Here is a 21,022-nt window from a genome sequence, read left to right on the forward strand (position 1 = left end):
GCTCCTGGATGGGGACGAGATGGGAGACTGGATGGGTATGGGATGGCAGTCGTGGACTGGTGCGGCCCCGGATCATCGCATGCCCTCCACCCGCCACCAGCGCGGCAGCAGCGCCTGCACCTCGCCGCGCCGATAGCGGTCGTCGATGAGAAAGACCACGCCGCGGTCGCGCTCGCTGCGGATGACGCGGCCTGCGGCCTGGACCACCTTGCGCAGCCCCGGGTAGAGGTAGCTGTAGTCATAGCCCTTGTCCGCGCCGAACTGGCGATCCATGGCGCGCTTCATCTCTTCGTTCACGGGATTGACCTGGGGCAGGCCCAGCGTGGCCACGAAGGCGCCGATGAGGCGCTCGCCGGGCAGGTCCACGCCCTCGGAGAACGCCCCGCCCAGCACGGCAAAGCCCACGCCCTGCCCGGCTTCGGTGAAGCGGGCCAGGAAGGCCGCGCGGCCCTCTTCGTCCATGGACGGGGTCTGCAGCCAGACGGGCAGATCGGGATGGGCGCGCTGCAGGCATTCGGCCACACGCTGCAGGTAGTCGAAGCTGCTGAAAAAGCACAGGTAGTTGCCGGGCCGGCGCGCGTACTGCGCGGCCACGAGGTCGGCGATGGGCCGCAGCGAACGGTCGCGGTCCCGGTAGCGCGTGGAGATGTGGCCGGCCACCTGCACATCGAGCTGGTCGGCCTGGAAGGGCGAGTCGGCCTCCAGCCAGTGCGTGCCTTCGGGCAGGCCCAGGATGTCGCGGTAGAAGTGCGGCGGGCTCAGCGTGCCCGAGAACAGCACCGAGGCATGGGCCGCCGCATGGCGTGCCGCCAGGTGGGGCGCGGGCACCACGCAGCGTATGCACAGCGTGGAGGCCGGCGCGCGACGGGGCCCTGAACGCCCGGGCAGCAGGTGGACATCGAACAGCGCATGGCCGCCGAACTGCTCGGCCAGCGCCATGAACTGCAGCGCTTCCCAGTAGAAGTCCAGCACCGGGTCGCCGGGCAGCATGGGGCTGTCGGCATTGGCGTCGGCGATGGCGGCAACGGCACGCTGCACGGCGCCCAGCAGGCCTGCGGGCACTTCCTCATGGGCCTGGTAGCTGGCGGTCTGTTCCCTGTTCAGCGCGCTCCAGCTGCGGCTGAGCCGGTCCAGCGCCTTGCGCACGGCACCGGTGGCCGACTTGCGGGCGGCGGCCAGGGCGAACTGCGACAGCTCGGCCGTGTACATGCGGCGCGCGCGCTCGAGCAGGTTGTGGGCCTCGTCCACCAGCACGCCCACCTTCCATTGCTGGGCCTGGGTGAGCGCGTACAGCATGGCGGCGCTGTCGTAGAAGTAGTGGTAGTCGGCCACGACCACATCGCTCCAGCGCACCAGTTCCTGGGCCAGGTAGTAGGGGCAGATGTCGTGCGCCAGCGCCAAGGCACGCACGGCGGGCGGGTCCCAGGGCGCCTGCTGCAGCGCGGCGGCGCGCGCGGCGGGCAGGCGGTCGAAGAAGCCGCGCGCCAGCGGGCAGGAGTCGCCGTGGCAGGCCTTGTCGGGATGCTCGCAGGCCTTGTCGCGCGCCAGGATGGCGAGCACGCGCAGCCTTGCGGGTGGTGCGGGTGGCGAGGGCAGCGGTTGCGGCGCAGCCGGTTCCTGCGGCGGTGGCTGGTGCTGCTCGGCGATCTGCCGGTTCACGCTGGCCAGCGCCTGCAGCGCCAGGCCATGGCCCGTGCCCTTGGCCGTGAGGAAGAACAGGCGGTCCAGGCCCTGGTCTGGCATGGCCTTGAGCATGGGGAAGATGGTGCCCAGCGTCTTGCCGATGCCCGTGGGCGCCTGCGCCATCAGGCACTGGCCGCCCTGCTGCGCGCGCGCCACGCGGTAGACGGCCACGGCCAGCTCGCGCTGGCCCGCGCGAAAGCCCTGCATGGGAAAGCGCAGCGCGGCCAGCGCCGCCTCGCGCGCCGCGCGGTGGGCGGCCTCGCTGCGTGCCCAGTCCAGGAACAGCGCGCATTGCTGCTCGAAGAAGGCGCGCAGCGTGGCCGCGTCTTCCTCCTGCACCAGCACGGTTTCCTCCGAGTTGCCCACGTTGAAATACACCAGCGCCACGCGCAGCCGCTGCAGGCCGCGCGCCTGGCACAGCAGATGGGCGTAGATGCGCGCCTGGGCCCAGTGCAGGGCGCGGTGGTGGGCGCGCACGCCCTCGATCTGGCCCCGGTAGGTCTTGATTTCCTCGAGCTGGCCGGCCTGGGGGTCGAAGCCGTCGGCGCGGCCGCGCACGCGCAGGTCGCCGTATTCACCGGCCAGGCTGATCTCGGTCTCGTAGTCCTTGCCCCTGCGCGACTGCACCAGGCTGTGGCCGGCCATGCCCTCCAGCGCGCTGGGCGCGGGTGTGAAGCGCAGGTCCAGGTCGCCCGCGCGCGCCGTGAACTCGCACAGCGCGCGCACGGCCACGGTGTAGCTCACGCGGCCTCTCCCAGCGGCTGGCCGCGCCACTGCACATGGCACACGCGCACAGGAATGCCGTGCTCGGCACAGTACTGCAGCCAGCGGATCTGGTTGTCCTGCAGCTTGTCGCCGGGGGCCTTGGCCTCGACCAGTTCGTAACGGCGCTCGGCCGGCCAGAAACGCACCAGATCGGGAAAGCCCGTGCGGTTGGCCTGCACGTCGCGCAGCAGCCGCGCAAAGAACAGCTTGAGGTGGGCGGCCGGAATGCAGTCCAGCGCCAGCGCCAGCAGCGGCGCGCTCAGCGTGCCCCAGAACACGAAGGGCGACTGCAGGCCCTGCTTGTCGGCATGGCGCTGCACGATGACCTCGCGCCAGCTGCCATCGTCCAGATGCGCCAGGCATTCCTCGAACAAGGCTGCGCGGCGCTGCACGAAGTCGGGCGCGGACAGGTCGGCCGGGCCGCTCTGGAACGGGTGGAAGAAGGCGCCCGGCAGCGGCGCGAAGATGGCCGGCCAGCACAGCAGGCCGAACAGCGAGTTGATGAGCGCGTTCTCCACATAGAACACCGGCGCGGCGTCGCTGTGCCAGTGGTCGCGCAGCACGTACTCGACGGAGCTGGGCCGCGCCGGCAGTTCCAGCTCCACGTCCATGCGCATCTGCGCCACCACGGGCGCCAGCGCCGCCGCACGCCCGCGCGCGCCCTGCCCCAGGCTGCGGCGCAGGCGCGGCAGCATGCGCGCCACGCGCTGCAGCTCCTCGTCGCTCTCGGGCTGGGCCTGGGCGGCCTGGGCCAGCGCCATGGCATCGGCAAAGCGCTCCATGCGCTCGTACACGCGCATGCGCCGGTGGCGGGCGCCGGGGTAGCGGCTTTGCGCATAGGCCTGCTCGGCACGCTCCCAGTCCTGCATGCGCTCGCAGGCCTGGCCTATGCGCAGCAGCACCTTGGCACGGCGCTGCTCCAGCCAGGCATTGCCGCTGGCGCAGCCGGCCACCTGCTGCAGCAGCGCATCGATCTCCACGCCCTCATCCAGCGCCGCGCGGCAGGCCTGCAGGGCCAGGTAGCCATCGACATCGGCACGCGACTGGAAGGCCCGCGACGCCGCATCGAAGGCCACGGCCTCGTAGCGGAACACGCCCAGGTCGGCCAGCACGAATTCCGACCAGTCCTGGTAGAGGTTGCCGAAGAACATCAGCCGAAAGCGCTCGCACAGCGCGCCCACCATCACGCGCCAGGCGGCTTCCCCGGCTGCGACGCCCTGGGGCTGCCACTGCGCATAGGGCCTGGGCGCCTCATGCAGGGGCTGCAGGGCCTGCAAAAGCTCGGCCTTGCGCAGGCCTGAGTGAACGGGTGCGCCTGCGAACAGCTGCAGCAGCTCGGGCTTGGTGTGCAGCGCAAACAGCTCCTCCAGCGCCATGGGGTGGCCCGCGTCCAGCCAGCCCAGCTCCAGCAGGGGCGCGGCTGCCTCGGCAATGCCGGGGATCTCTTCGTACACCAGCTTGCCGGCCCGAAACCACGGCCCGCGTCGCATCAGCAAACGCACCATCAGCGCCTGCGAGGGCTGGGGCAGCTGCGTGAAACGGGTGAGGAATGCCTGCTCGGGCGCGTCCAGCAGATCGCCGTAACGCTGGTCAATCCAGTCCAGCGCGCGCTGGAAGTTGTGCAGGTAGTAGAAGCGGTGGGGAGGGAGCATGGGCCTGGCAGATCGGGCAGCCAGGCCGCTCGAAAACTGTATCTTTATACAGTCATCATATCAAACCCGGTAGTGCTCACTTCGCGCAACGGACTTGCCCCAGGCAGGCTCATCCGGCCAGGAAGCCGCCATCGATCGCCAGGCAGTGCCCGACCACAAAAGCCGCCTCGTCCGACATCAGCCAGACGACGGCCGTGGCCACCTCCTGCGGATGGCCCATGCGCCGCAGCGGCAGGCCCGCCGCCACGGCATGCATGTCGGCAATGCCCGAGCCCAGCATCATGTCCGTGACCACGCGGCCAGGGGCAACGGCATTGATGCGGATGCCGCGCGGCGCGTACTCCATGGCGGCGGCGCGGGTCAGCGACAGGGCCGCCGCCTTGGAGGCGCCGTACAGCGACAGGCCCGTATTGGGATTGCGTATGCCGCTGACGCTGGTGTTGTTCACGATGGTGCCGCCGCCCGTGGCCAGCATGGCCGCCAGTTCATGGCGCATGGCGCGGAAGACCGCACGCACATTCGTATCGAAGACCTGCGAGAAGACCGCATCATCCTGCTCAGCCAGCGCGGCACGCCGCTCCTGGAAGCCCGCATTGTTGAAGGCCGCGTCCAGCCGCCCGAAGCGCGCCACGGCCTGCTCCACCACCGCCGCCATGTCCTCCTGCCGCGTTGCATCGCAGGCCAGGAAAAGGCCTTCCGCCCCCCGCTGCCGGATTTCCTGCTCCAGCTCCAGGCCCAGCTCACGGCGGCGCCCCGTGACCACCACGGCGGCGGCGCCCTCCTCGGCCATGCGCAGGGCGGTGGCCCGGCCTATGCCGCTGGTGGCGCCCACCACCAGGCAGACACGCCCCCGCAGCCGCCCCGATGGTGCAAGGGCCGGCAGGGGGCCGGCCAGTTCCAACTGACGCTGCTGCATGTCCATGGCGATGTTCCTTCGCAATTTGGTTGCATGGTACAACCAAATTGCGAAACATGCCAGGCAGCCAAACGCGTGTGCTCTCCGCCTAGACCGCCACCACCGGCAGCACGATGCGCGAGGCATGGCAGCCACCCAGGTGCACGCTGTTGACCGCCACCTGCCTGGGCCCCGCACTGCCCTCGGGCGCGCCGGTGTTGGGGTTCACGTCGAAGCGCGGGAAGTTGCTGCTGGAGATGTCCAGGCGGATGCGGTGGCCCTTGCGGAACAGGTTGGAGGTGGGCATGGGCTCGATGGTGATGGCCACCACCTCGCCGGGCGTCATCAGTTCGGGCTGCTCCCATGAGTTGCGGTAGCGGCAGCGCAGGATGCCGTCGGTGATGTTCATCGCATAGCCCTGCGGATGGTCGGCGCTGGGCGGGTACTGGTCGATGAGCTTGGCGGTGAAGTCCGTGTCGGGCGCGGACGAGGACACCTGCAGCTCGATGGTGATGGTGCCCGTGACCTCCAGGTCTTGCTGCAGCGGCTCGGTCTGGAACACCAGCACGTCGCCGCGCTCGGACAGCGGGCCGTAGGGCGGACGGGCGGCGAAGGTGTTCTCGTGCGTGACCTGGTCGTAGGCGCCTGCGAACATCAGCGGCTCGCCCGAGGTGATGGAGCCGCCCAGGGTGGGCACGGGGCAGGCCGGGTCGAAGCGGTAGCTGCGCACGCCTGGCTGCGGCGCGGGCTCGCGGGCCAGCCTGCCGTCGGCGTGCAGGTGCCAGGCCGTGGTCTGCGTGCCGGGCACGGGCCAGTGGTCGGCGCTGCGCCAGGCCCCGCCGTGGTCCAGCCGGCCCTGGGCCGTGCGCGCGCCCGATCCGCCGCCCATGCGGAAGTAGCGCACGGCGGCTTGCTGGCGCGCGGGCATGGGCCGGCCCTTGAGCCAGTGGTCGAACCAGGCCAGGCGCATGGCCACGTAGTCGTCGGCCAGTGCGCCGTCGAGCACGGCATCGGGTCCGAAATCCACATCGCCCGCATGCGGGACGCTGCGCTCGCCATGGGTCCAAGGGCCCAGCACCATGCGGACCCGGCCATCGCCGCGCGACAGGCCCATGTAGTTGTCCGTGGTGGTCTGCGCATATGGGTCCCACCAGCCGCACATCAGCATCACGGCCAGGCCGTCGAAGGCGCCGTAGTGGCCGGCGGCGTACAGCTCGGGCTGGCGCCAGTAGTCGTCAAAGCTGCCGCGCTCCCACTGGCTGAACAGGTAGTCCTCGTACTCGGGCGCCCACTGCAGCGGCGAGTCGCCGCGCGACCAGGGCAGGCGCAGGCACCACTGGCCGATGTCGGCCTGCTCCAGCGCCTGGCGCGCTGCGGGCTCCAGGTGGTTGCTGCCGCTGCGCGCATTGCGAAGGGCCCAGACGGCCTGCTTCAGCTCGAAGGCACCGCCGTGGCGTATGCCGCCCCGGTAGGCATTCGCAAAGCCGCCGCATTCCAGGAACATGGCCTTGAGGCCCGGCGGCCTTTGCGTGGCCAGCGCGGTCTGCGTATGCGCGGCGTAGGACAGGCCGTAGGTGCCCACGCTGCCGTTGCACCAGGGCTGCTCCATGATCCATTGCAGGGTGTCGGCGCCATCGTGGGCCTCTCCCAGGTATTTGGTGAACTGGCCTTCGGAGCCGAAGCGGCCCCGGCAGTCCTGCACGACCACGGCATAGCCTTCGCGCGCAAAGCGGGCCGCCACCTCGCCCCGGCGCATGGGAAGGGGGTTGGCCGCGCTGCGCTCGCGGCGCGTTTCCTCGTTCTTGCCGTAGGGCGTGCGCTCCAGCAGCACGGGCAGCGGGCCGGGATGGTGGGGGCCGAGGTTCTCGGGCAGATACAGGTCGGTGGCCAGGCGCACGCCGTCGCGCATGGGCACGGCGAGGCTGTGGCGGACCACGCCGCCCAGCTCGGTGATGGATGTGTTGCTCATGCTGCTGGCGCTCAGTCGAGCTTGAGGTTGCGTTCCTTGACCAGCTTGGCCCAGCGCGCCGTGTCTTCCTGCATGAAGCGCGCCAGTTCCTGGGGCGTGGTGGGCGCGGGCTCGGCGCCCTGTGCCTCCAGAGACTTGGCCACTTCACGGTCCTGCAGCGAGCGCACCAGCGCGGCATTGACCTTGGTCACCACCGCAGGCGGCGTGCCGGTGGGCGCGAACAGGGCATACCAGATGTCGTATTCGAAGTCCTTGACGCCCGCCTCGGCCATGGTGGGCACCTGCGGCAGCGCACGCGAGCGCGTGGCGCTGGCCACGGCCAGCGGCGTGAGCTTGCCGGCCTTGATCTGCAGCACCACGCTGGGCACGGCATTGATGCCCAGCTGCACATGGCCGCCCACCAGTTCGTTGACGGCGGGCGCGCCGCCCTTGTAGGGGATCTGCAGCATGCGCGTGCCCGTGGCGGCCTGGAACATTTCCATGGACAGATGGCCTGGCGTGCCGTTGCCGCTGGAGCTGTAGTTCAGCGCACCGGGGTTCTTGCGCGCCAGCGCCACCAGCTCCTGCACGGTGCTCACATTGAGGCTGGGGTGCGTGGTCAGGATGGGCACGTTGATCAGCACCCGCCCCACGGGCACGAAGTCGCGCGAGGGGTTGTAGGACAGCTTGCTGGACAGCAGCGGCGCCGTCACCATGCCCGAGCCCGCGCCCAGCAGCAGGGTGTAGCCATCGGCCGGCGCGGAAGACACCAGCTGGAAGCCATGCACGCCGGGGCGGTTGTCGATGACCACGGGCTGGCGCCACAGCTCGGACATCTTGCGGGCCACCACGCGCATGGCGGCATCGGCCGCGGCGCCGGCGGGGAACGGCACGACGATGCGCACGGGCTTTTCCGGGAATTCGGCCGCATGGCCGGGCAAGGGCGCCAGGCCCAGCGCAAGGCCCAGTGCCAGGAAAGCCATGGACAGGAAGCGTTGGAAGTGGGTCATGGGAATCTCCATTCTTGATGCGGGTGTGCAGGACGGTCAGAAGTCATGGCGCACGCCCGCGCCGATGGCGCGCACGGCCACGTTGGGGCGGCTGGAGTCCACGCCGTCGTGGTCCACGAAGGCCTGCAGTTCGGTGCGCTTGGACAGCGCATAGGTATAGGCCAGCTGCTGGCGCCTGCGCTTGCCGGTCAGCGAGGTCTGCACGTCGCGCTGCATCAGGTTGAGCACCACGGCGTGCGCGCCATGGCGCAGCCGCGTGCCAAGCATCCAGTAGTCCACGTCGGCGCGCGAGACGCCGGGCTTGTGGTTGAAGCGGTCGCGGCCCAGCAGCACATAGGGCTCGATGGCACCAAAGCTGTAGCGCAGGCCCATCTGCCATTTGCTGTCGAACTCGTTGGCCAGCAGGCCCCCGGCGCGCGTGTCCTTGGCGTAGCCCAGGCCGGCCGTCCACGGGCCTGCGGCGTAGCTCAGGCCCAGGTCCAGCGATCTGGCGTCGTCCTCCAGCCCTGGGGCCTTGGCATCGCCGCGCAGGTAGTAGCGCGCACGGAACACCGTGCCGCCCCATGACGGGCTTTGGTAGCCCAGCGAGTTGGAGGTGCGGTTGCGCGCATTGAGCATGGAGGTGCCGATGGCCGTGGCCCCGGCGTCATTGGCCGCGAACGAGGTGATGCCCGTGACCTGCGAGTACAGCGGCGAGCCCGTGGGATTGGCCGAGTCCAGCCGGCCCAGGGCCACCGTGCCCAGGCCGCCGCGCAGCGCCACATAGCTGTTGCGAAAGGCCGGCGTGGTCAGCGAGCCCGTGTCCGCATCCAGCCCCATCTCCATGCCGAACAGCGCCTGCAGGCCGCCGCCCAGCTCCTCCTTGCCGCGAAAGCCCAGGCGCGAGGCGTTGTCGCGCTCTTCCATGGTGGAGCCGGCATTGCCGGTCTTGAGGTGGTTCACGGTCAGCCGGATCTGGCCGTAGACCTGCATGTCCTGCGCATGCGCAATCGGGTGGCCCAGGGCCGCGATGGACAGGCTGCAGACGGCGGCAATGCTTGGCAGGGCCTTCATGGAATCTTGCTCCTTGTGTTGTGCGTGTTCTGACGCCGCCGATTCTCAGGAGCCCCCGCATCCACCACAACGGTATGACGGACGCGTATTACCCTATGCGATTCGTGATGCGCCGTGCGCGCCCCCGGCCGCGCTGCCATCATGCAAGCACCGCCTGTACAACCCATGAATTTCAAGCAACTCGAAGCCTTCCAGGCCATCATGCTCAGCGGCTCCACCACGGGTGCGGCCGAGCGCCTGGGGCTGTCCCAGCCCGGCATCAGCCGCCTGCTGGCCCAGCTGGAGCAGGACCTGGGCCTGCGGCTTTTCATCCGCGAAAAAGGCCGCCTGGTGCCCACGCAGGAGGCCGAGGCCCTGCTGCACGATGCCCAGGTGCTCATGGATTCGGCCCAGTGCTTTCGCCGCCATGCCGAGCAGTTGCGGCTGGGCGGCTTCAAGCGCCGGCTGCTCAAGGTGGCCGTGCCCGGCACCCTGGCCACCTCGCTGATGCCGGCCATTGCGCACCAGTTCATGCAGGCGCATCCCGACGTGGTGCTGGAAGTGCTGTCGGGCTCCTATACCGAGACCGAGCGGGCCCTGCTGAGCCGCGATGCCGACATCGGCCTGGTGCGCCTGCCCATGACCATGCCCGGCCTGCGCACGCGGGCCTGCCTGGAGTCCGAGGCCGTCTGCATCATGCCCAGAGGCCATGCGCTGCAGGCGCTGGACGAGGTGACGCCGTCAGATCTGGTGGACGCCCCCCTGATCCTGCTGGGCCGCCAGCGCGAGATCCGCCAGGAGATCGACATGGCCTTTCGCCATGCGCGTGTGCAGCCGCGCGTGGCCGTGGAGGTGCATTCCGTGGGCGAGGCCTGCGCCCATGTGGCGCAGGGCCTGGGCGTGTCCATGGTCAACGGCCTGCTGGCCAGCTACTGCCAGCCCAGCGCCCTGTGCAGCCGCCCGTTCAGGCCGCGCATCCGCTACCAGCTGGCCATTGCCTCGCTGGAGGCGGCGGTGCCGTCGCCCCTGCAGGACACGCTGATCGCCCTGCTGGTCCAGGCCATCGTGGCCACCGGGCATGCCGCCCCGGTGGACGACATGCCGAAGGCCTGATGCCCCGGTGATGCCGGCAGCTCAGTGCATCCAGCGCTGGTGCAGCCAGCGGGCCGCATGATCCAGCGCATAGCCCAGGGCGCCGATCAGCACCACGGCGGCCATCAGCTCCGAATAAGCCAGGCGGTCGCGCGTGTCGAGGATGAAGTAGCCCAGGCCGGCCGATACGCCCAGCATTTCTGCGGGCACCAGCACGATCCAGATGATGCCGATGGCCAGGCGCACGCCCGTGAGGATCTGGGCCGTGATGCCGGGCAGCACCACGCGCAGCACGGTCTCGGTGCGCGTGGCCGACAGGCTGCGCGCCAGCAGCAGCCAGTTGCGGTCCAGCTGGGCCACGCCGGCCGCCGTGCTCAGCAAGATGGGCCAGACGGCGGCGAAGGCCAGCAGGAAGTACACGGGCGCGTCGCCCACGCCCAGCACCATCACGGCAATCGGCATCCACGACAGCGGCGAGATCATGCGCAGGAACTGGAACACGGGCGAGAACGCCTGCGAGAACCCGCGCGACAGGCCCACCAGCACGCCCAGCGGCACGCCGACCACGAAGGCCAGCAGCAGGCCCACGGCCACGCGCTGCAGGCTCAGCAGGGTGTGCATCCAGATGTCGGCGCCCATCAGCAGCTGGCCCAGCGCCTGCAGGGAAGGCCAGGGCGCGAAGGCCGCAGCCACGGGCGTGCTGCGCGCCAGCAGCGCGCCGCCCACCCACCACAGGGCCAGGACCAGGGCCGCGCCCAGCAGCGGCAATCCAATACGTCGCAACACCTGGCTCAGACCACGATGGTTTCGCGGCGCGAGAAATCGGCCGGAATGCCGAAGACCTGCGGACCGCCCACGGCCTGGATGGCCTTGCGCACGAAGCGGTCGTCCACCAGGTCGGTGGCCGCGAACCTGGGCTCCAGCTTGTCGAGGAAGCGCGTGTCGCCCTCGACCTTGGTGGCCTTGATGGCGCGCACCAGCTGCTCGGTGTACGAGGGATAGGGATAGGGCTGGAAGTCGATGCGCCGCTGGTGCCAGCCCTTGTTGACGACCACGCCGCTGGCCTCGTAGCTGGCGTAGTCGGTGGCGGCCAGCACCTTGGACAGCGTCTGCTGCGGATGCGGCGTGTAGCGGCGCTCGCCGGTGCTCGACAGCAGGCGCGCGGCGGCCAGGCGGTTGTCGCGCGTCCACAGCTGGGCCTTGACCACGGCATTGGTCACGCGCTGCGCCCATTCGGGCTTGTCGGCGATATCGCGCTCGGCCAGGAAGGTGACGCAGCAGGCGTGGTCCTTCCAGACATCGCCCGAGAAGCGCAGCATCTTGCCCACGCCCGCGATCTCGGCGGCGGCGTTGAAGGGCTCGGCCACGATGAAGCCCGCAATCGACTTGCCGGCCAGTGCCGAGACCATTTCGGCCGGTGCCAGCACGACGAGGTTGACCTCGTTGGCCGCAATGGCGCCGCCGCGCGCGCGGGTCACGGCCGTGAGGCCGGCCTTGCGCAGCACGTCCTGCAGCAGGATGTTGTGGATGGAGTACCAGAACGGGATCGCCACGGTCTTGCCGCCCAGGTCCTGCACCTTCTGGATCTCGGGCAGCACGGTCAGGCCCGAGCCGTTGACGTGGTTCCAGGCCACGATCTTGGCGGGGAACTTGGCGCCGTAGCGCACCCACAGCGTGGAGGGCGTGAGCAGGTGGATGACGTTGACCTGGCCCGAGACGAAGGCCTCGACGATCTGGGCCCAGGAGCGGAACAGGCGCGGCGCCTCTGCCTTGAGGCCTTCGGCCTCGAACAGGCCGTTGCCGTGGGCCACCAGCAGCGGCGTGGCGTCGGTGATGGGCAGGTAGCCGATCTTCACGGGCTGGTCATCGCCCTTGAAGGCCTGGGCGCGCGCATCGCCTGCGGCCAGCAGCGGCGCGGCCACCGAGGCCGTGGCCAGCGCGCCCAGGCGCAGCATGTCGCGCCGCGTGAGGCCGCAGCCGCAGTCCGACGAGGCGCAGATGTGGGTGTAGGAAGGGTGGTCCTGGAAGCTCATGCGAAAGACCTTTCAGAAGAGCATGGTTGAAGTCGAAGAAATGGCGGATCTGCAGGCGGATCGGCAGGCGGGCAGGCAGGCAGGCGAGCCGGATCAGGCCTGGGCCGCATGGCGCACGCCGTGCAGGGCCGAGAGGATGTCCAGCCGCAGCGCGGTCACGGCGGCGGCCTGGTCCTCGCGCGGGCGCGCTATGTCCACGCGCCATTCGCGCACGATGTGGCCGGGCCGCCCGCCCATCAGCAGGATGCGGTCGCCCACGAGGATGGCCTCGTCGATGTCATGCGTGACCAGCAGCGCGGCCGTGTGCCAGCGGTGGACCACGTCCACCATCAGCTCCTGCATCTCGGCGCGCGTGATGGCGTCCAGGGCCGAGAACGGCTCGTCGGCCAGCAGCAGCTGCGGCTCGCGCGCCAGGGCGCGCGCCAGGGCCACGCGCTGGGCCATGCCGCCCGACAGCTGCGAGGGGTAGAGCGCGCCGCTGCCGCCCAGGCCCACGGCCTGCAGCGCCTGCTCCACGCGCTGGCGGCGGGCCTCTTGCTCCAGCTTCGGCTGGCGCTCGAAGTCCAGGCCGAAGCCCACGTTGCGCCGCGCGTCCAGCCAGGGCAGCAGGCTGGGCTGCTGGAACACGAAGCCCGCGCGCGGGTGCGGCGCGGTCAGCGGCTGGCCGAGGAACTGGAGCTCGCCCCGGCTCCAGGCGCCGCCGTCCGGCGATTCGAGGCCGCCGAGCACGCGCAGCAGCGAGGACTTGCCGCAGCCGCTGCCGCCGAGCAGGCAGACGATCTCGCGCGGGGCAATGCTCAGGGAGATGTCCTCGAACACGGCCTTGCCGGGCGCATAGCCAAAGCCCGCGCCGCGTGCCTGAAGCACGGGCGCGGGAGCGTCAGGGGAGAAAGCTTCCGTCTGGGTCATGAACTGGTGGTTGCCAGGGCCGCGCCAGCCAGCGCACCCTGTAGCTGCGTGACGCTGGGCGTCACGATGGGGATGAAGGCCGCCTCGCGCCAACGGCGCGCGAATCCCAGCGGCTGGTCGCGATGATAAGCGCGCCCGCCGCTGGCGTGCAGCTCCAGCTGCAGGGACTGCTGCACGATGTCGTTCAATTCCAGGCGCAGGCGGAACAGGGCTTGAGGTCGGTCAAGAAAACGCCCGTCGGACAGGCCGGCATGCAGCGTGGCCGTGGCCAGTTCCAGCGCGTGGCGCTGCTGCTGCAGCGGGCCGCCCAGCACATCGCGCCCGGCGCCGGCACGGGCCGAGGCCGCCGCCAGCGAGGCGCGCGCCAGCCCGATGCACAGCCCCAGCTGCAGGCCCATGAAGGCGGGCCGCACGCGCGGCAGGAAATGGTTGGCGTCGGCATGGATCACATCGGCCGGACCGATCTGCAGCCCCTCGATGGACAGCGCCGCCGTATGGCTGCCGCGCAGCGCGATCAGGTCCAGGTCGGCGCTGCGCTGCAGGCCTGCCGCATCGCCGGGCAGCGCGGCCACGAAGGGCTTTGCACCGTCGCTGCGCGAGACGGCAACGGCCACCACGAAGCGACCCGGCGGCACCAGGTTGGTGGCCCAGGGCACGCGCCCGCGCAGTGCAAGGCCGTCGGCGCTGTCGGCGCCGACAGCGCCGACGGGCGTGGCCTCGACCTGCAGGGCCTCGATGCCGCCCAGGTACTTCATGGCGTTGGACAGGCCCGTGGCGCCCGCCTGCGTGCCTTGCAGCAGGCCCGGCAGCCAGCGCTGGCGCAGCGCCGCGTTGGGCGACTGCAGCAGGTATTCGACAAAGGCGCGCTGCGCCCAGAACACGAAGCCCGCCGTCAGCGAATGCCCGGCCACGCCGGCAATGGCCTCCAGCGCATCGCCCAGGCTGCCGCCCTGCCCGCCATCGGCCACGGGCACGCCCAGGCCGAACAGGCCGTGCTGCGCCAGCCGCGGCAGCACTTCGTGCGCATGCGCGGGGCCTTCGTCCAGGGAGTCGGCATGGGCGTCCAGCCACTGCCGCAGCGAATCAGCCAGCATGTGCGTTCTCCTGCGGTTGTCGGAACTGTTCGGGCAGATAGGGCTGCAGCTGCGGGTTGACGGGGCTTTGCGCCAGGCTGTTGGCAAAGTTGCACAGCGTGGCCAGGCTGATGCCCAGCACCACCTCCAGCGCCTGCTGCTCGCTCAGGCCGGCCGCATGGAAGGCGACCAGGGCCTCGTCGGCGACGGCGCCGCGCGTGGCGATCACGGCTTCGGCAAAGCGGCGCACGGCGTCCAGGCGCGGCTGGCCGGTGTCGCGGCCGTCCTGCAGCGCCACCACCTCGGCCTGGGTCAGGCCGGCCTGCTTGAAGGCCAGCTTGGTGTGGCCGGCCACGCAGAAGTCGCAGCCATGGATGCGCGCCGCCGTGATCTGCACCACCTCGCGCTCAGCCAGCGTGAGCTGGGCGCGCGCGTTGATCTGGCCCACGGTCACATAGGTCTCCAGCGCCTGGGGCGAGTTGGCCAGGATGGCGATCAGGTTGGGCAGGAATCCGTTGCCGGCCAGGGCGCGCTCCACGAAGGGGCGGCTGGCTTCAGGAGCGGTTTGCGGGGTGTGCAGGGTCAGGCGTGCCATGGTGCTTTGCAGGAATGAAGGAATGCCTTCATGATCGGCCGCGCCCCCCTTGCCATCAATGCCGCCGCGTCGCGGATTTATGCCCGAACGTGTCAACCCGCAGGCGGATGCAGCGGGCTCGGATGGCGGCTCAGCAGCAGCGTGCCTGCGCGCGCTGCCAGGCGCCGGGCTGCTCGCCCATCACGCGCTTGAAGGCACGCGAGAAAGCCGCATAGGACTCGTAGCCCACGGCCTCGGCCACCTGGCCGATGGCCTCGCCCTGGGCCAGCCGGCGCGCGGCCAGCTGCATGCGCAGCAGCAGCAGGAATTGCTGGGGCGGCTGGCCGCAGGCCTCGGCAAACTGCCGAAAGAACGTGGCGCGCGACAGGCACACGCGCGCGGCCATGTCGGCCACGCTCCAGTTGCGGGCCGGCTCGCGCAGCAGCTCGGCCACCAGCGGCGCAAAGCCCGGCCGGCGCAGCAGGCTCCAGATGCCGCGCGCCCGCGCATCGCCATGCGCGAGCTGGCGCAGGCCGTAGAAGAACAGCAGGCCCACCAGCCGGTCCATCACGGCCGAGGGCTCGGTGCCCGTGCGCAGCGCCTCGGCGCGCATCAGGTCGAACAGCATGGAGGCGCCGCTCATCGCATGGTCGTCGCCGCGCAGCACCAGATGGTCGGGGAAGGCATCGACCAGCAGGCCGCGCATGGGCCCCTCGAAGGTGAAGAAGCCGCAGGCCAGCGCCGTCTCTCCTATGCCGGCATCGCCCGTGGCGGGGCGCATGGCCTGCGGGGCGCAGGCCATGTCCGGGTCGGCATAGGGCGAGATGAAATGCGGCACATCGCGCGAGAGGAACACGCCGTCGCGCGGCTGCAGCTCCACCGAGGGCTGGCCCGGCAGGTGCAGCCAGCAGCGCCCGTCCAGGATCAGGTGAAAGCTGGCCCGCGCGCGCCCCGCCGTGGAGGCCCGCCAGCGCCCGCAGTACTGCCCCACGTGGAACACGCTGGCGCGCCATTGCAGGCCGTTGAGCAGGCCGTCGATGACGCGATCGACCTGCGCTTCGGCCGCGCTGTCGGGGACTGGGTCGGGTAGCACGGTGGTACAGGCCAGGCAGTGGAGGGAATGCGGCCGGCCAGTATCGCCACGATGCAGGCGCGGGGGAACGAATCTTTGGGCATATGCTTGTGCCGCAATCGATATCTGGATCTGCATCCAAGTCCGCCCGGCCCGACCTTGGTCCGGTCGTGCCTCAGCGCTGGAAGCCCGAAGGTGGCACCCCGAAATGCCTTTTGAACATGGCCGTGAACGCGCTCTGGCTGGCGTAGCCGCAATCGAGGGCGATGTCGATGATGCGCTCGCCCGCCGCAATGCGGCCCAGCGCGAACATCAGCCGCGCCTGCTCGCGCCACTGGGCGAAGGGCATGCCGGTTTCCTTCACGAACAGGCGCTGCAGCGTCTTGGCGCTCACGCCCAGGCGCTGCGCCCAGTGTTCGGCGGTGGCGGTGTCGGCAGGCTCGCGCATCAGGGTCTCGCAGACCTGGCGCAGCCGCGCATCGGTGGACAGGGGCAGGTGCAGGGGCAGGACCTCGGCGGCGCGCAGTTCATCGACCAGCAGGTGCATCAGGCGCTCGTCGCGGCTGCCTTCGGCATAGTCCAGCGGCACGCCGACGGCGGCCACCACCAGCTCGCGCAGCAGGGGCGACACATTGACCACGCAGGTGCGCGCAGGCAGGTCCGCAAAGGCCGAGGCGTCGATGTAGGCCGTGCGCATCTTCACGTCGCCCGACATGCGCACATCGTGCTCGGCGTCGGCCTCTATCCACAGCCCCCGGTTGGGCGGCACCAGCCAGGAGCCGGAATGCAGCTGCACGGACATCACGCCTTCGATCGCATACAGCAGCTGGCCGCGCGGGTGGGAGTGCCAGCCCGTGCTGGTGCCATGCGCCCAGTTGGCCTCCATGGCGGCCATGGGGCGCCCGGTCTGGTGGTACTTGAGGTATATGCGCGGCAGTTCTGCGGCCATGGGCTTCCCATCCTGTGCGGTTCTATGCGGCTCTCTGTCCCGATCTCGACAATTGAAGTCAGTATAGAGAGAGACAGACGGGCACCAAACACCTATCTTCGGTCCCACGGCCCATTGACTTTCGTCAACGCCGGACCCTGACCGTGCCGCCCTGCGGGGCCCTTTCCTCCATGACAAGCAACACCACCACTCTTGGCGCCCCGGGCGAGCTGGGCGCGCCTGCAACGCACGCCCATCCGGCGCCCGCCCATCCGGCGCCCAGCCATGCCGCGCAGGGCTTTTTGCTGCGCATCGTCGGCGCCGCCGCCTTTGCCCACCTGCTCAACGACCTGATCCAGGCCGTGCTGCCGGCCGTCTATCCCATGCTCAAGACGGAGTTCTCGCTGAGCTTCGCGCAGATCGGCTGGATCTCCCTGGTCTACCAGGTCACGGCCTCGCTGCTGCAGCCCTGGATCGGCCTGTACACCGACAAGCATCCCAAGCCCTACCTGCTGCCGCTGGGCATGGTGGTGACGCTGGTGGGCGTGGGCCTGCTGGCCCTGTCCACCAGCTACCCCATGCTGCTGGCCGCCGCGTCGCTGATCGGCGTGGGCTCGTCCACCTTCCACCCCGAGGCCTCGCGCGTGGCGCGGCTGGCCTCGGGCGGGCGCTTCGGCACGGCGCAATCGACCTTCCAGGTGGGCGGCAACACGGGCTCGGCCGTCGGCCCGCTGATGGTGGCGGCCATCGTCATTCCGTTTGGCCAGCATGCGATCGCCTGGTTCATGCTGGTGGCGCTGCTGGCCATCTGGGTGCTGCTGCGCATCACGCACTGGCGCCTGCACCACGCGCCGGCCAAGGTGGTGGCGGCCGGCCAGCATGCGCTGACGGCGCTGAACCGCTCGCAGGTCATCCGCGCGGTGACCGTGATCTGCGTGCTGATGTTCGCCAAGTTCGTCTACATCGCGGCCTTTGCCAACTACTTCACCTTCTATCTGATCGAGCGCTTTGCCCTGCCCGTGCAGCAGTCGCAGCTGTACCTGTTCGCCTTCCTGGCGGCCGTGGCGGCGGGCACCTTCGCGGGCGGCCCGGTGGGCGACCGCATAGGGCGCAAGGCCGTGATCTGGGTGTCCTTCCTGGGCGTGGCGCCGTTTGCGCTGCTGCTGCCGCATGCCGACCTGTTCTGGACGGCCGTGCTGTCCATCGTCATCGGTCTGGTCATGTCCTCGGCCTTTGCGGCGCTGGTGGTCTACGCCCAGGAGGCCGTGCCCGGCCGCGTGGGCCTGGTCTCGGGGCTGATGTTCGGCCTCATGTTCGGCATCGGCGGCCTGGGGGCTGCCGGCATGGGCAACCTGGCAGACACCCACGGCATCGTCTGGGTGTACAGCCTGGTGGCCTACCTGCCGCTGCTGGGGCTGGCAACGGCCTTTCTGCCGGAAACGCGCGCCCGGCGACGCTGAGGCGCAGCCTCAATCCGGCTGTATGCCTGCCTGCCGGATCACGGCGGACCAGCGCGCCACCTCCTCGGCGATCTGGGCTCGCGCCTCGGCAGGCGTGGTGAAGGTGGGCATGGCGCCCTGGGCAACCAGGGCGTCCTTCACTTCCTGCTGCCCCATCACCTCCTTGAGCGCGCCGCTGAGCCGGGCGACGATGGGCGCGGGCGTGCCCGCAGGCGCCAGCAGGCCGAACATCGACGTCACCTCAAAGCCCGACAGCCCGGCCTCGGCCGTGGTGGGAATGTCGGCAATGGAGGGCACGCGCTGCGCCGTGGTCACGGCCAGTGCGCGCAGGCGGCCACCCTTGATGAAGCCCTGCGTGGCGGGCAGGGTGTCGAACACCACATCCACCTGGCCGCCCATCAGATCGTTGAGCGCCGGCGTGCTGCCCTTGTAGGGCACATGGGTCAGCGGCACGCCCGCCTGCCGCTTGAACAGCTCGGCCGCCAGGTGCTGGGGCGAGCCATTGCCCGAGGAGCCGTAGTTCAGCCCGGCCGGCCTGGTTTTGGCCAGGGCGATGAACTCGCCCAGGCTGGCCGCCTTCACCGACGGGCCCACAGTCACCACCAGCGGCACGCGGCCCACCACGCCAATGGGCGCAAAGCTCTTGTCCATGGTGAAGCCTGCCGTGGACGCCATGAGCACGCTGTTGATGGAATGGCTGGTCAGCGCGCCCAGCAGCAGGGTATAGCCATCGGGCCTTTCCTTGGCCACGGCGGCGGCGCCCAGGTTGCCGGCCGCTCCCGCCCGGTTCTCCACCACCACCGGCTGGCCCAGCGCCAGCGAGAGTCTTTGCCCCACCACGCGCCCGATCACGTCGGTGGCGCCCCCGGGCGTGTAGGGAACGACCAGCTTGATGGGCCGGGCCGGATAGGCGCTGTCGGCCAGCGCGGGCGTGGCCAGGCCTGGGCCCAGCGCCAGCGCCAGCGAGGCCAGCAGCGCCGCAGCCAGGGCGGCGCGCCGGTTGGGCGCATGAATGCGACGGATGCGGGATGCAGCAACAACCATGGGTGTCTCCTCCTTTTGTCTTGTGTCGGAAAAACATGCCCGGCACGCACGCCGGGCACGGCTGCATGGTTGGTCAGATAGATTATTAATAATATAGGTGATAACGACGATAATAATCCGCGGCATCCGCCGCTATCCTGCCCCTCGACAAGGCAGCGCCTGCCTTCCGACCCCGCCCAGACCCTCTGCAAAGCACCCCACCCATGACCGACCCCAAGACTCCCGATGGCGCTCCAGGCCATGACATCGCCCCCGCCGATGCGGCCACGGGCATCTCCAAGGGCCTGACCAACTACGGCGACCGGGGCTTTTCGCTGTTTCTGCGCAAGGCCTTCATCAAGGGCGCGGGCTATACGGACTCGGCGCTGCAGCGCCCCGTCATCGGCATTGCCAACACGGGCAGCAGCTACAACCCCTGCCACGGCAATGCGCCCCAGCTGATCGAGGCCGTCAAGCGCGGCGTCATGCTGGCGGGCGGCCTGCCCATGGACTTCCCCACCATCTCGGTGCACGAAAGCTTCTCGGCGCCGACCAGCATGTACCTGCGCAACCTCATGTCCATGGACACCGAGGAGATGATCCGCGCCCAGCCCATGGATGCCGTCGTGCTCATCGGCGGCTGCGACAAGACGGTGCCGGCCCAGTTGATGGGCGCGGCCTCGGCCGGCATCCCGGCCATCCAGCTGATCACCGGGTCGATGCTCACCGGCTCGCACCGCAGCGAGCGCGTGGGCGCCTGCACGGACTGCCGCCGCTACTGGGGCAAGTTCCGCGCCGAAGAGATCGACGCCGAAGAGATCGCCGACGTGAACAACCAGCTGGTGGCCAGCGTGGGCACCTGCTCGGTCATGGGCACGGCCAGCACCATGGCCTGCATTGCCGAGGCGCTGGGCATGACCGTGCCCGGCGGCGCCTCGCCCCCCGCCGTCACGGCCGACCGCATCCGCATCGCCGAGCAGACCGGCACCGAGGCCGTGCGCATGGCGCGCGAGCGCCTGACCATCGACAAAATCCTCACGCCCGCCGCCTTCGAGAACGCCATGCGCGTGCTGCTGGCCATCGGCGGCTCCACCAACGGCATCGTGCACCTGGCCGCCATTGCGGGGCGCATGGGCTATGACATCGACCTCAAGGCCCTGGACCGCATGGGCCGCGACACGCCCGTGCTGCTGGACCTCAAGCCCTCGGGCGATCACTACATGGAGGACTTCCACCACGCGGGCGGCATGGCCACGCTGCTGCGCGAGCTCAAGCCCCTGCTGAACCTGGACGCCCTCACCGTCACCGGCCGCACGCTGGGCGAAGAGATCGATCGCGCCGGCCCCGGCTTTGCGCAGGACGTGGTGCGCCCGCGCTCCAACCCCATCTACCCGCAGGGCGGCATCGCCGTGCTGCAGGGCAACCTGGCGCCGGGCGGCGCCATCATCAAGCAGTCGGCCGCCCATCCCAGGCTCATGGAGCACGAAGGCCGCGCCGTGGTCTTCGAGAACGCGGCCGACCTGGCCCACCGCATCGACAGCGACGATCTGGACGTGACGGCCGACGACATCCTCGTGCTCAAGAACATCGGCCCCAAGGGCGCGCCCGGCATGCCCGAGGCGGGCTACATCCCCATCCCGCGCAAGCTGGCGCGGGCCGGCGTCAAGGACATCGTGCGCATCTCCGACGGGCGCATGAGCGGCACGGCCTTCGGCACCATCGTGCTGCACGTCACGCCGGAGTCGGCCGTAGGCGGCCCGCTGGCCCATGTGCACAACGGCGACCGCATCACGCTGTCGGTGGCGCGGCGCGAGCTCACGCTGCAGGTCAGCGACGAGGAACTGGCCCGCTGCGCCATGCCGTTGAGTGCGCC

17 protein-coding genes are annotated in these 21,022 nt (G+C 70.1%); 3 read left to right on the forward strand and 14 right to left on the reverse strand.

All coding sequences use genetic code 11. The features are described from left to right. Positions 1–72: 72 nt before the first annotated feature. From ACM14_RS24980 to ACM14_RS25005, 6 genes are all read right to left on the reverse strand, one after another. On the reverse strand, positions 73–2,427 hold the full coding sequence (locus tag ACM14_RS24980; RefSeq protein ID WP_065347650.1) for an ATP-dependent DNA helicase: 2,355 nt from the start codon (positions 2,425–2,427) through the stop codon (positions 73–75). After that, a complete protein-coding gene (locus ACM14_RS24985) occupies positions 2,424–4,100 on the reverse strand; it encodes a VRR-NUC domain-containing protein (protein ID WP_065347651.1) in 1,677 nt (558 codons plus the stop codon). Before ACM14_RS24985 ends, ACM14_RS24980 begins: the two co-directional genes overlap by 4 nt. A gap of 109 nt (positions 4,101–4,209) precedes the next feature. Then, the gene (locus ACM14_RS24990; RefSeq protein WP_084027449.1) at positions 4,210–5,022 is read right to left on the reverse strand and encodes an SDR family NAD(P)-dependent oxidoreductase; all 813 of its coding nucleotides are present in this window, start codon (positions 5,020–5,022) and stop codon (positions 4,210–4,212) included. 82 nt (positions 5,023–5,104) lie between these two features. Then, a complete protein-coding gene (locus ACM14_RS24995; RefSeq protein WP_065347652.1) occupies positions 5,105–6,964 on the reverse strand; it encodes a CocE/NonD family hydrolase in 1,860 nt (619 codons plus the stop codon). 11 nt (positions 6,965–6,975) lie between these two features. Beyond that, the gene (locus ACM14_RS25000; RefSeq protein ID WP_083571234.1) at positions 6,976–7,953 is read right to left on the reverse strand and encodes a tripartite tricarboxylate transporter substrate binding protein; all 978 of its coding nucleotides are present in this window, start codon (positions 7,951–7,953) and stop codon (positions 6,976–6,978) included. A gap of 36 nt (positions 7,954–7,989) precedes the next feature. Then, entirely contained in the window at positions 7,990–9,006 is a 1,017-nt protein-coding gene (locus tag ACM14_RS25005; protein ID WP_065347654.1) for a porin, read from the reverse strand. A 165-nt stretch (positions 9,007–9,171) separates the two neighbouring features. On the opposite strand from ACM14_RS25005, the gene ACM14_RS25010 reads away from it, so the two are divergent. Beyond that, a complete protein-coding gene (locus tag ACM14_RS25010) occupies positions 9,172–10,098 on the forward strand; it encodes a LysR family transcriptional regulator (protein ID WP_065347655.1) in 927 nt (308 codons plus the stop codon). A 21-nt stretch (positions 10,099–10,119) separates the two neighbouring features. Here ACM14_RS25010 and ACM14_RS25015 read toward each other — a convergent pair whose 3' ends face one another. From ACM14_RS25015 to ACM14_RS25045, 7 genes are all read right to left on the reverse strand, one after another. After that, positions 10,120–10,872, reverse strand: a complete 753-nt coding sequence (locus ACM14_RS25015; RefSeq protein WP_175403308.1) for an ABC transporter permease — start codon at positions 10,870–10,872, stop codon at positions 10,120–10,122. Further along, on the reverse strand, positions 10,869–12,110 hold the full coding sequence (locus ACM14_RS25020) for an ABC transporter substrate-binding protein (protein ID WP_016448371.1): 1,242 nt from the start codon (positions 12,108–12,110) through the stop codon (positions 10,869–10,871). Before ACM14_RS25020 ends, ACM14_RS25015 begins: the two co-directional genes overlap by 4 nt. Positions 12,111–12,203: 93 nt before the next feature. Then, complete coding sequence (locus ACM14_RS25025) at positions 12,204–13,019, reverse strand: ABC transporter ATP-binding protein (RefSeq protein ID WP_065347657.1); 816 nt, start codon at positions 13,017–13,019, stop codon at positions 12,204–12,206. Beyond that, complete coding sequence (locus tag ACM14_RS25030; RefSeq protein ID WP_065347658.1) at positions 13,016–14,113, reverse strand: acyl-CoA dehydrogenase family protein; 1,098 nt, start codon at positions 14,111–14,113, stop codon at positions 13,016–13,018. The genes ACM14_RS25025 and ACM14_RS25030 overlap by 4 nt, the downstream gene beginning before the upstream one ends. Next, positions 14,103–14,687 carry a carboxymuconolactone decarboxylase family protein gene (locus ACM14_RS25035; protein ID WP_065347659.1) on the reverse strand — a complete coding sequence of 195 codons (585 nt, stop codon included), beginning with the start codon at positions 14,685–14,687 and terminating at the stop codon, positions 14,103–14,105. The genes ACM14_RS25030 and ACM14_RS25035 overlap by 11 nt, the downstream gene beginning before the upstream one ends. A gap of 130 nt (positions 14,688–14,817) precedes the next feature. Continuing rightward, positions 14,818–15,759 carry an AraC family transcriptional regulator gene (locus ACM14_RS25040; RefSeq protein ID WP_016448374.1) on the reverse strand — a complete coding sequence of 314 codons (942 nt, stop codon included), beginning with the start codon at positions 15,757–15,759 and terminating at the stop codon, positions 14,818–14,820. Positions 15,760–15,913: 154 nt separating this feature from the next. After that, a complete protein-coding gene (locus ACM14_RS25045) occupies positions 15,914–16,687 on the reverse strand; it encodes a helix-turn-helix domain-containing protein (protein ID WP_065347660.1) in 774 nt (257 codons plus the stop codon). Positions 16,688–16,857: 170 nt separating this feature from the next. Here ACM14_RS25045 and ACM14_RS25050 point away from each other — a divergent pair, with 170 nt between their 5' ends. Further along, positions 16,858–18,126, forward strand: a complete 1,269-nt coding sequence (locus ACM14_RS25050) for an MFS transporter (protein WP_065347661.1) — start codon at positions 16,858–16,860, stop codon at positions 18,124–18,126. A gap of 9 nt (positions 18,127–18,135) precedes the next feature. Here ACM14_RS25050 and ACM14_RS25055 read toward each other — a convergent pair whose 3' ends face one another. Further along, positions 18,136–19,170 carry a tripartite tricarboxylate transporter substrate binding protein gene (locus tag ACM14_RS25055; protein ID WP_065347662.1) on the reverse strand — a complete coding sequence of 345 codons (1,035 nt, stop codon included), beginning with the start codon at positions 19,168–19,170 and terminating at the stop codon, positions 18,136–18,138. A gap of 203 nt (positions 19,171–19,373) precedes the next feature. Here ACM14_RS25055 and ACM14_RS25060 point away from each other — a divergent pair. Continuing rightward, a partial coding sequence (locus ACM14_RS25060) for an IlvD/Edd family dehydratase (protein ID WP_065347663.1) occupies positions 19,374–21,022 on the forward strand: 1,649 nt, incomplete at its 3' end.

The sequence above is a fragment of the Delftia sp. JD2 genome, from assembly GCF_001682645.1.
GTDB classification, from domain to species: Bacteria; Pseudomonadota; Gammaproteobacteria; order Burkholderiales; family Burkholderiaceae_C; genus Comamonas; species Comamonas acidovorans.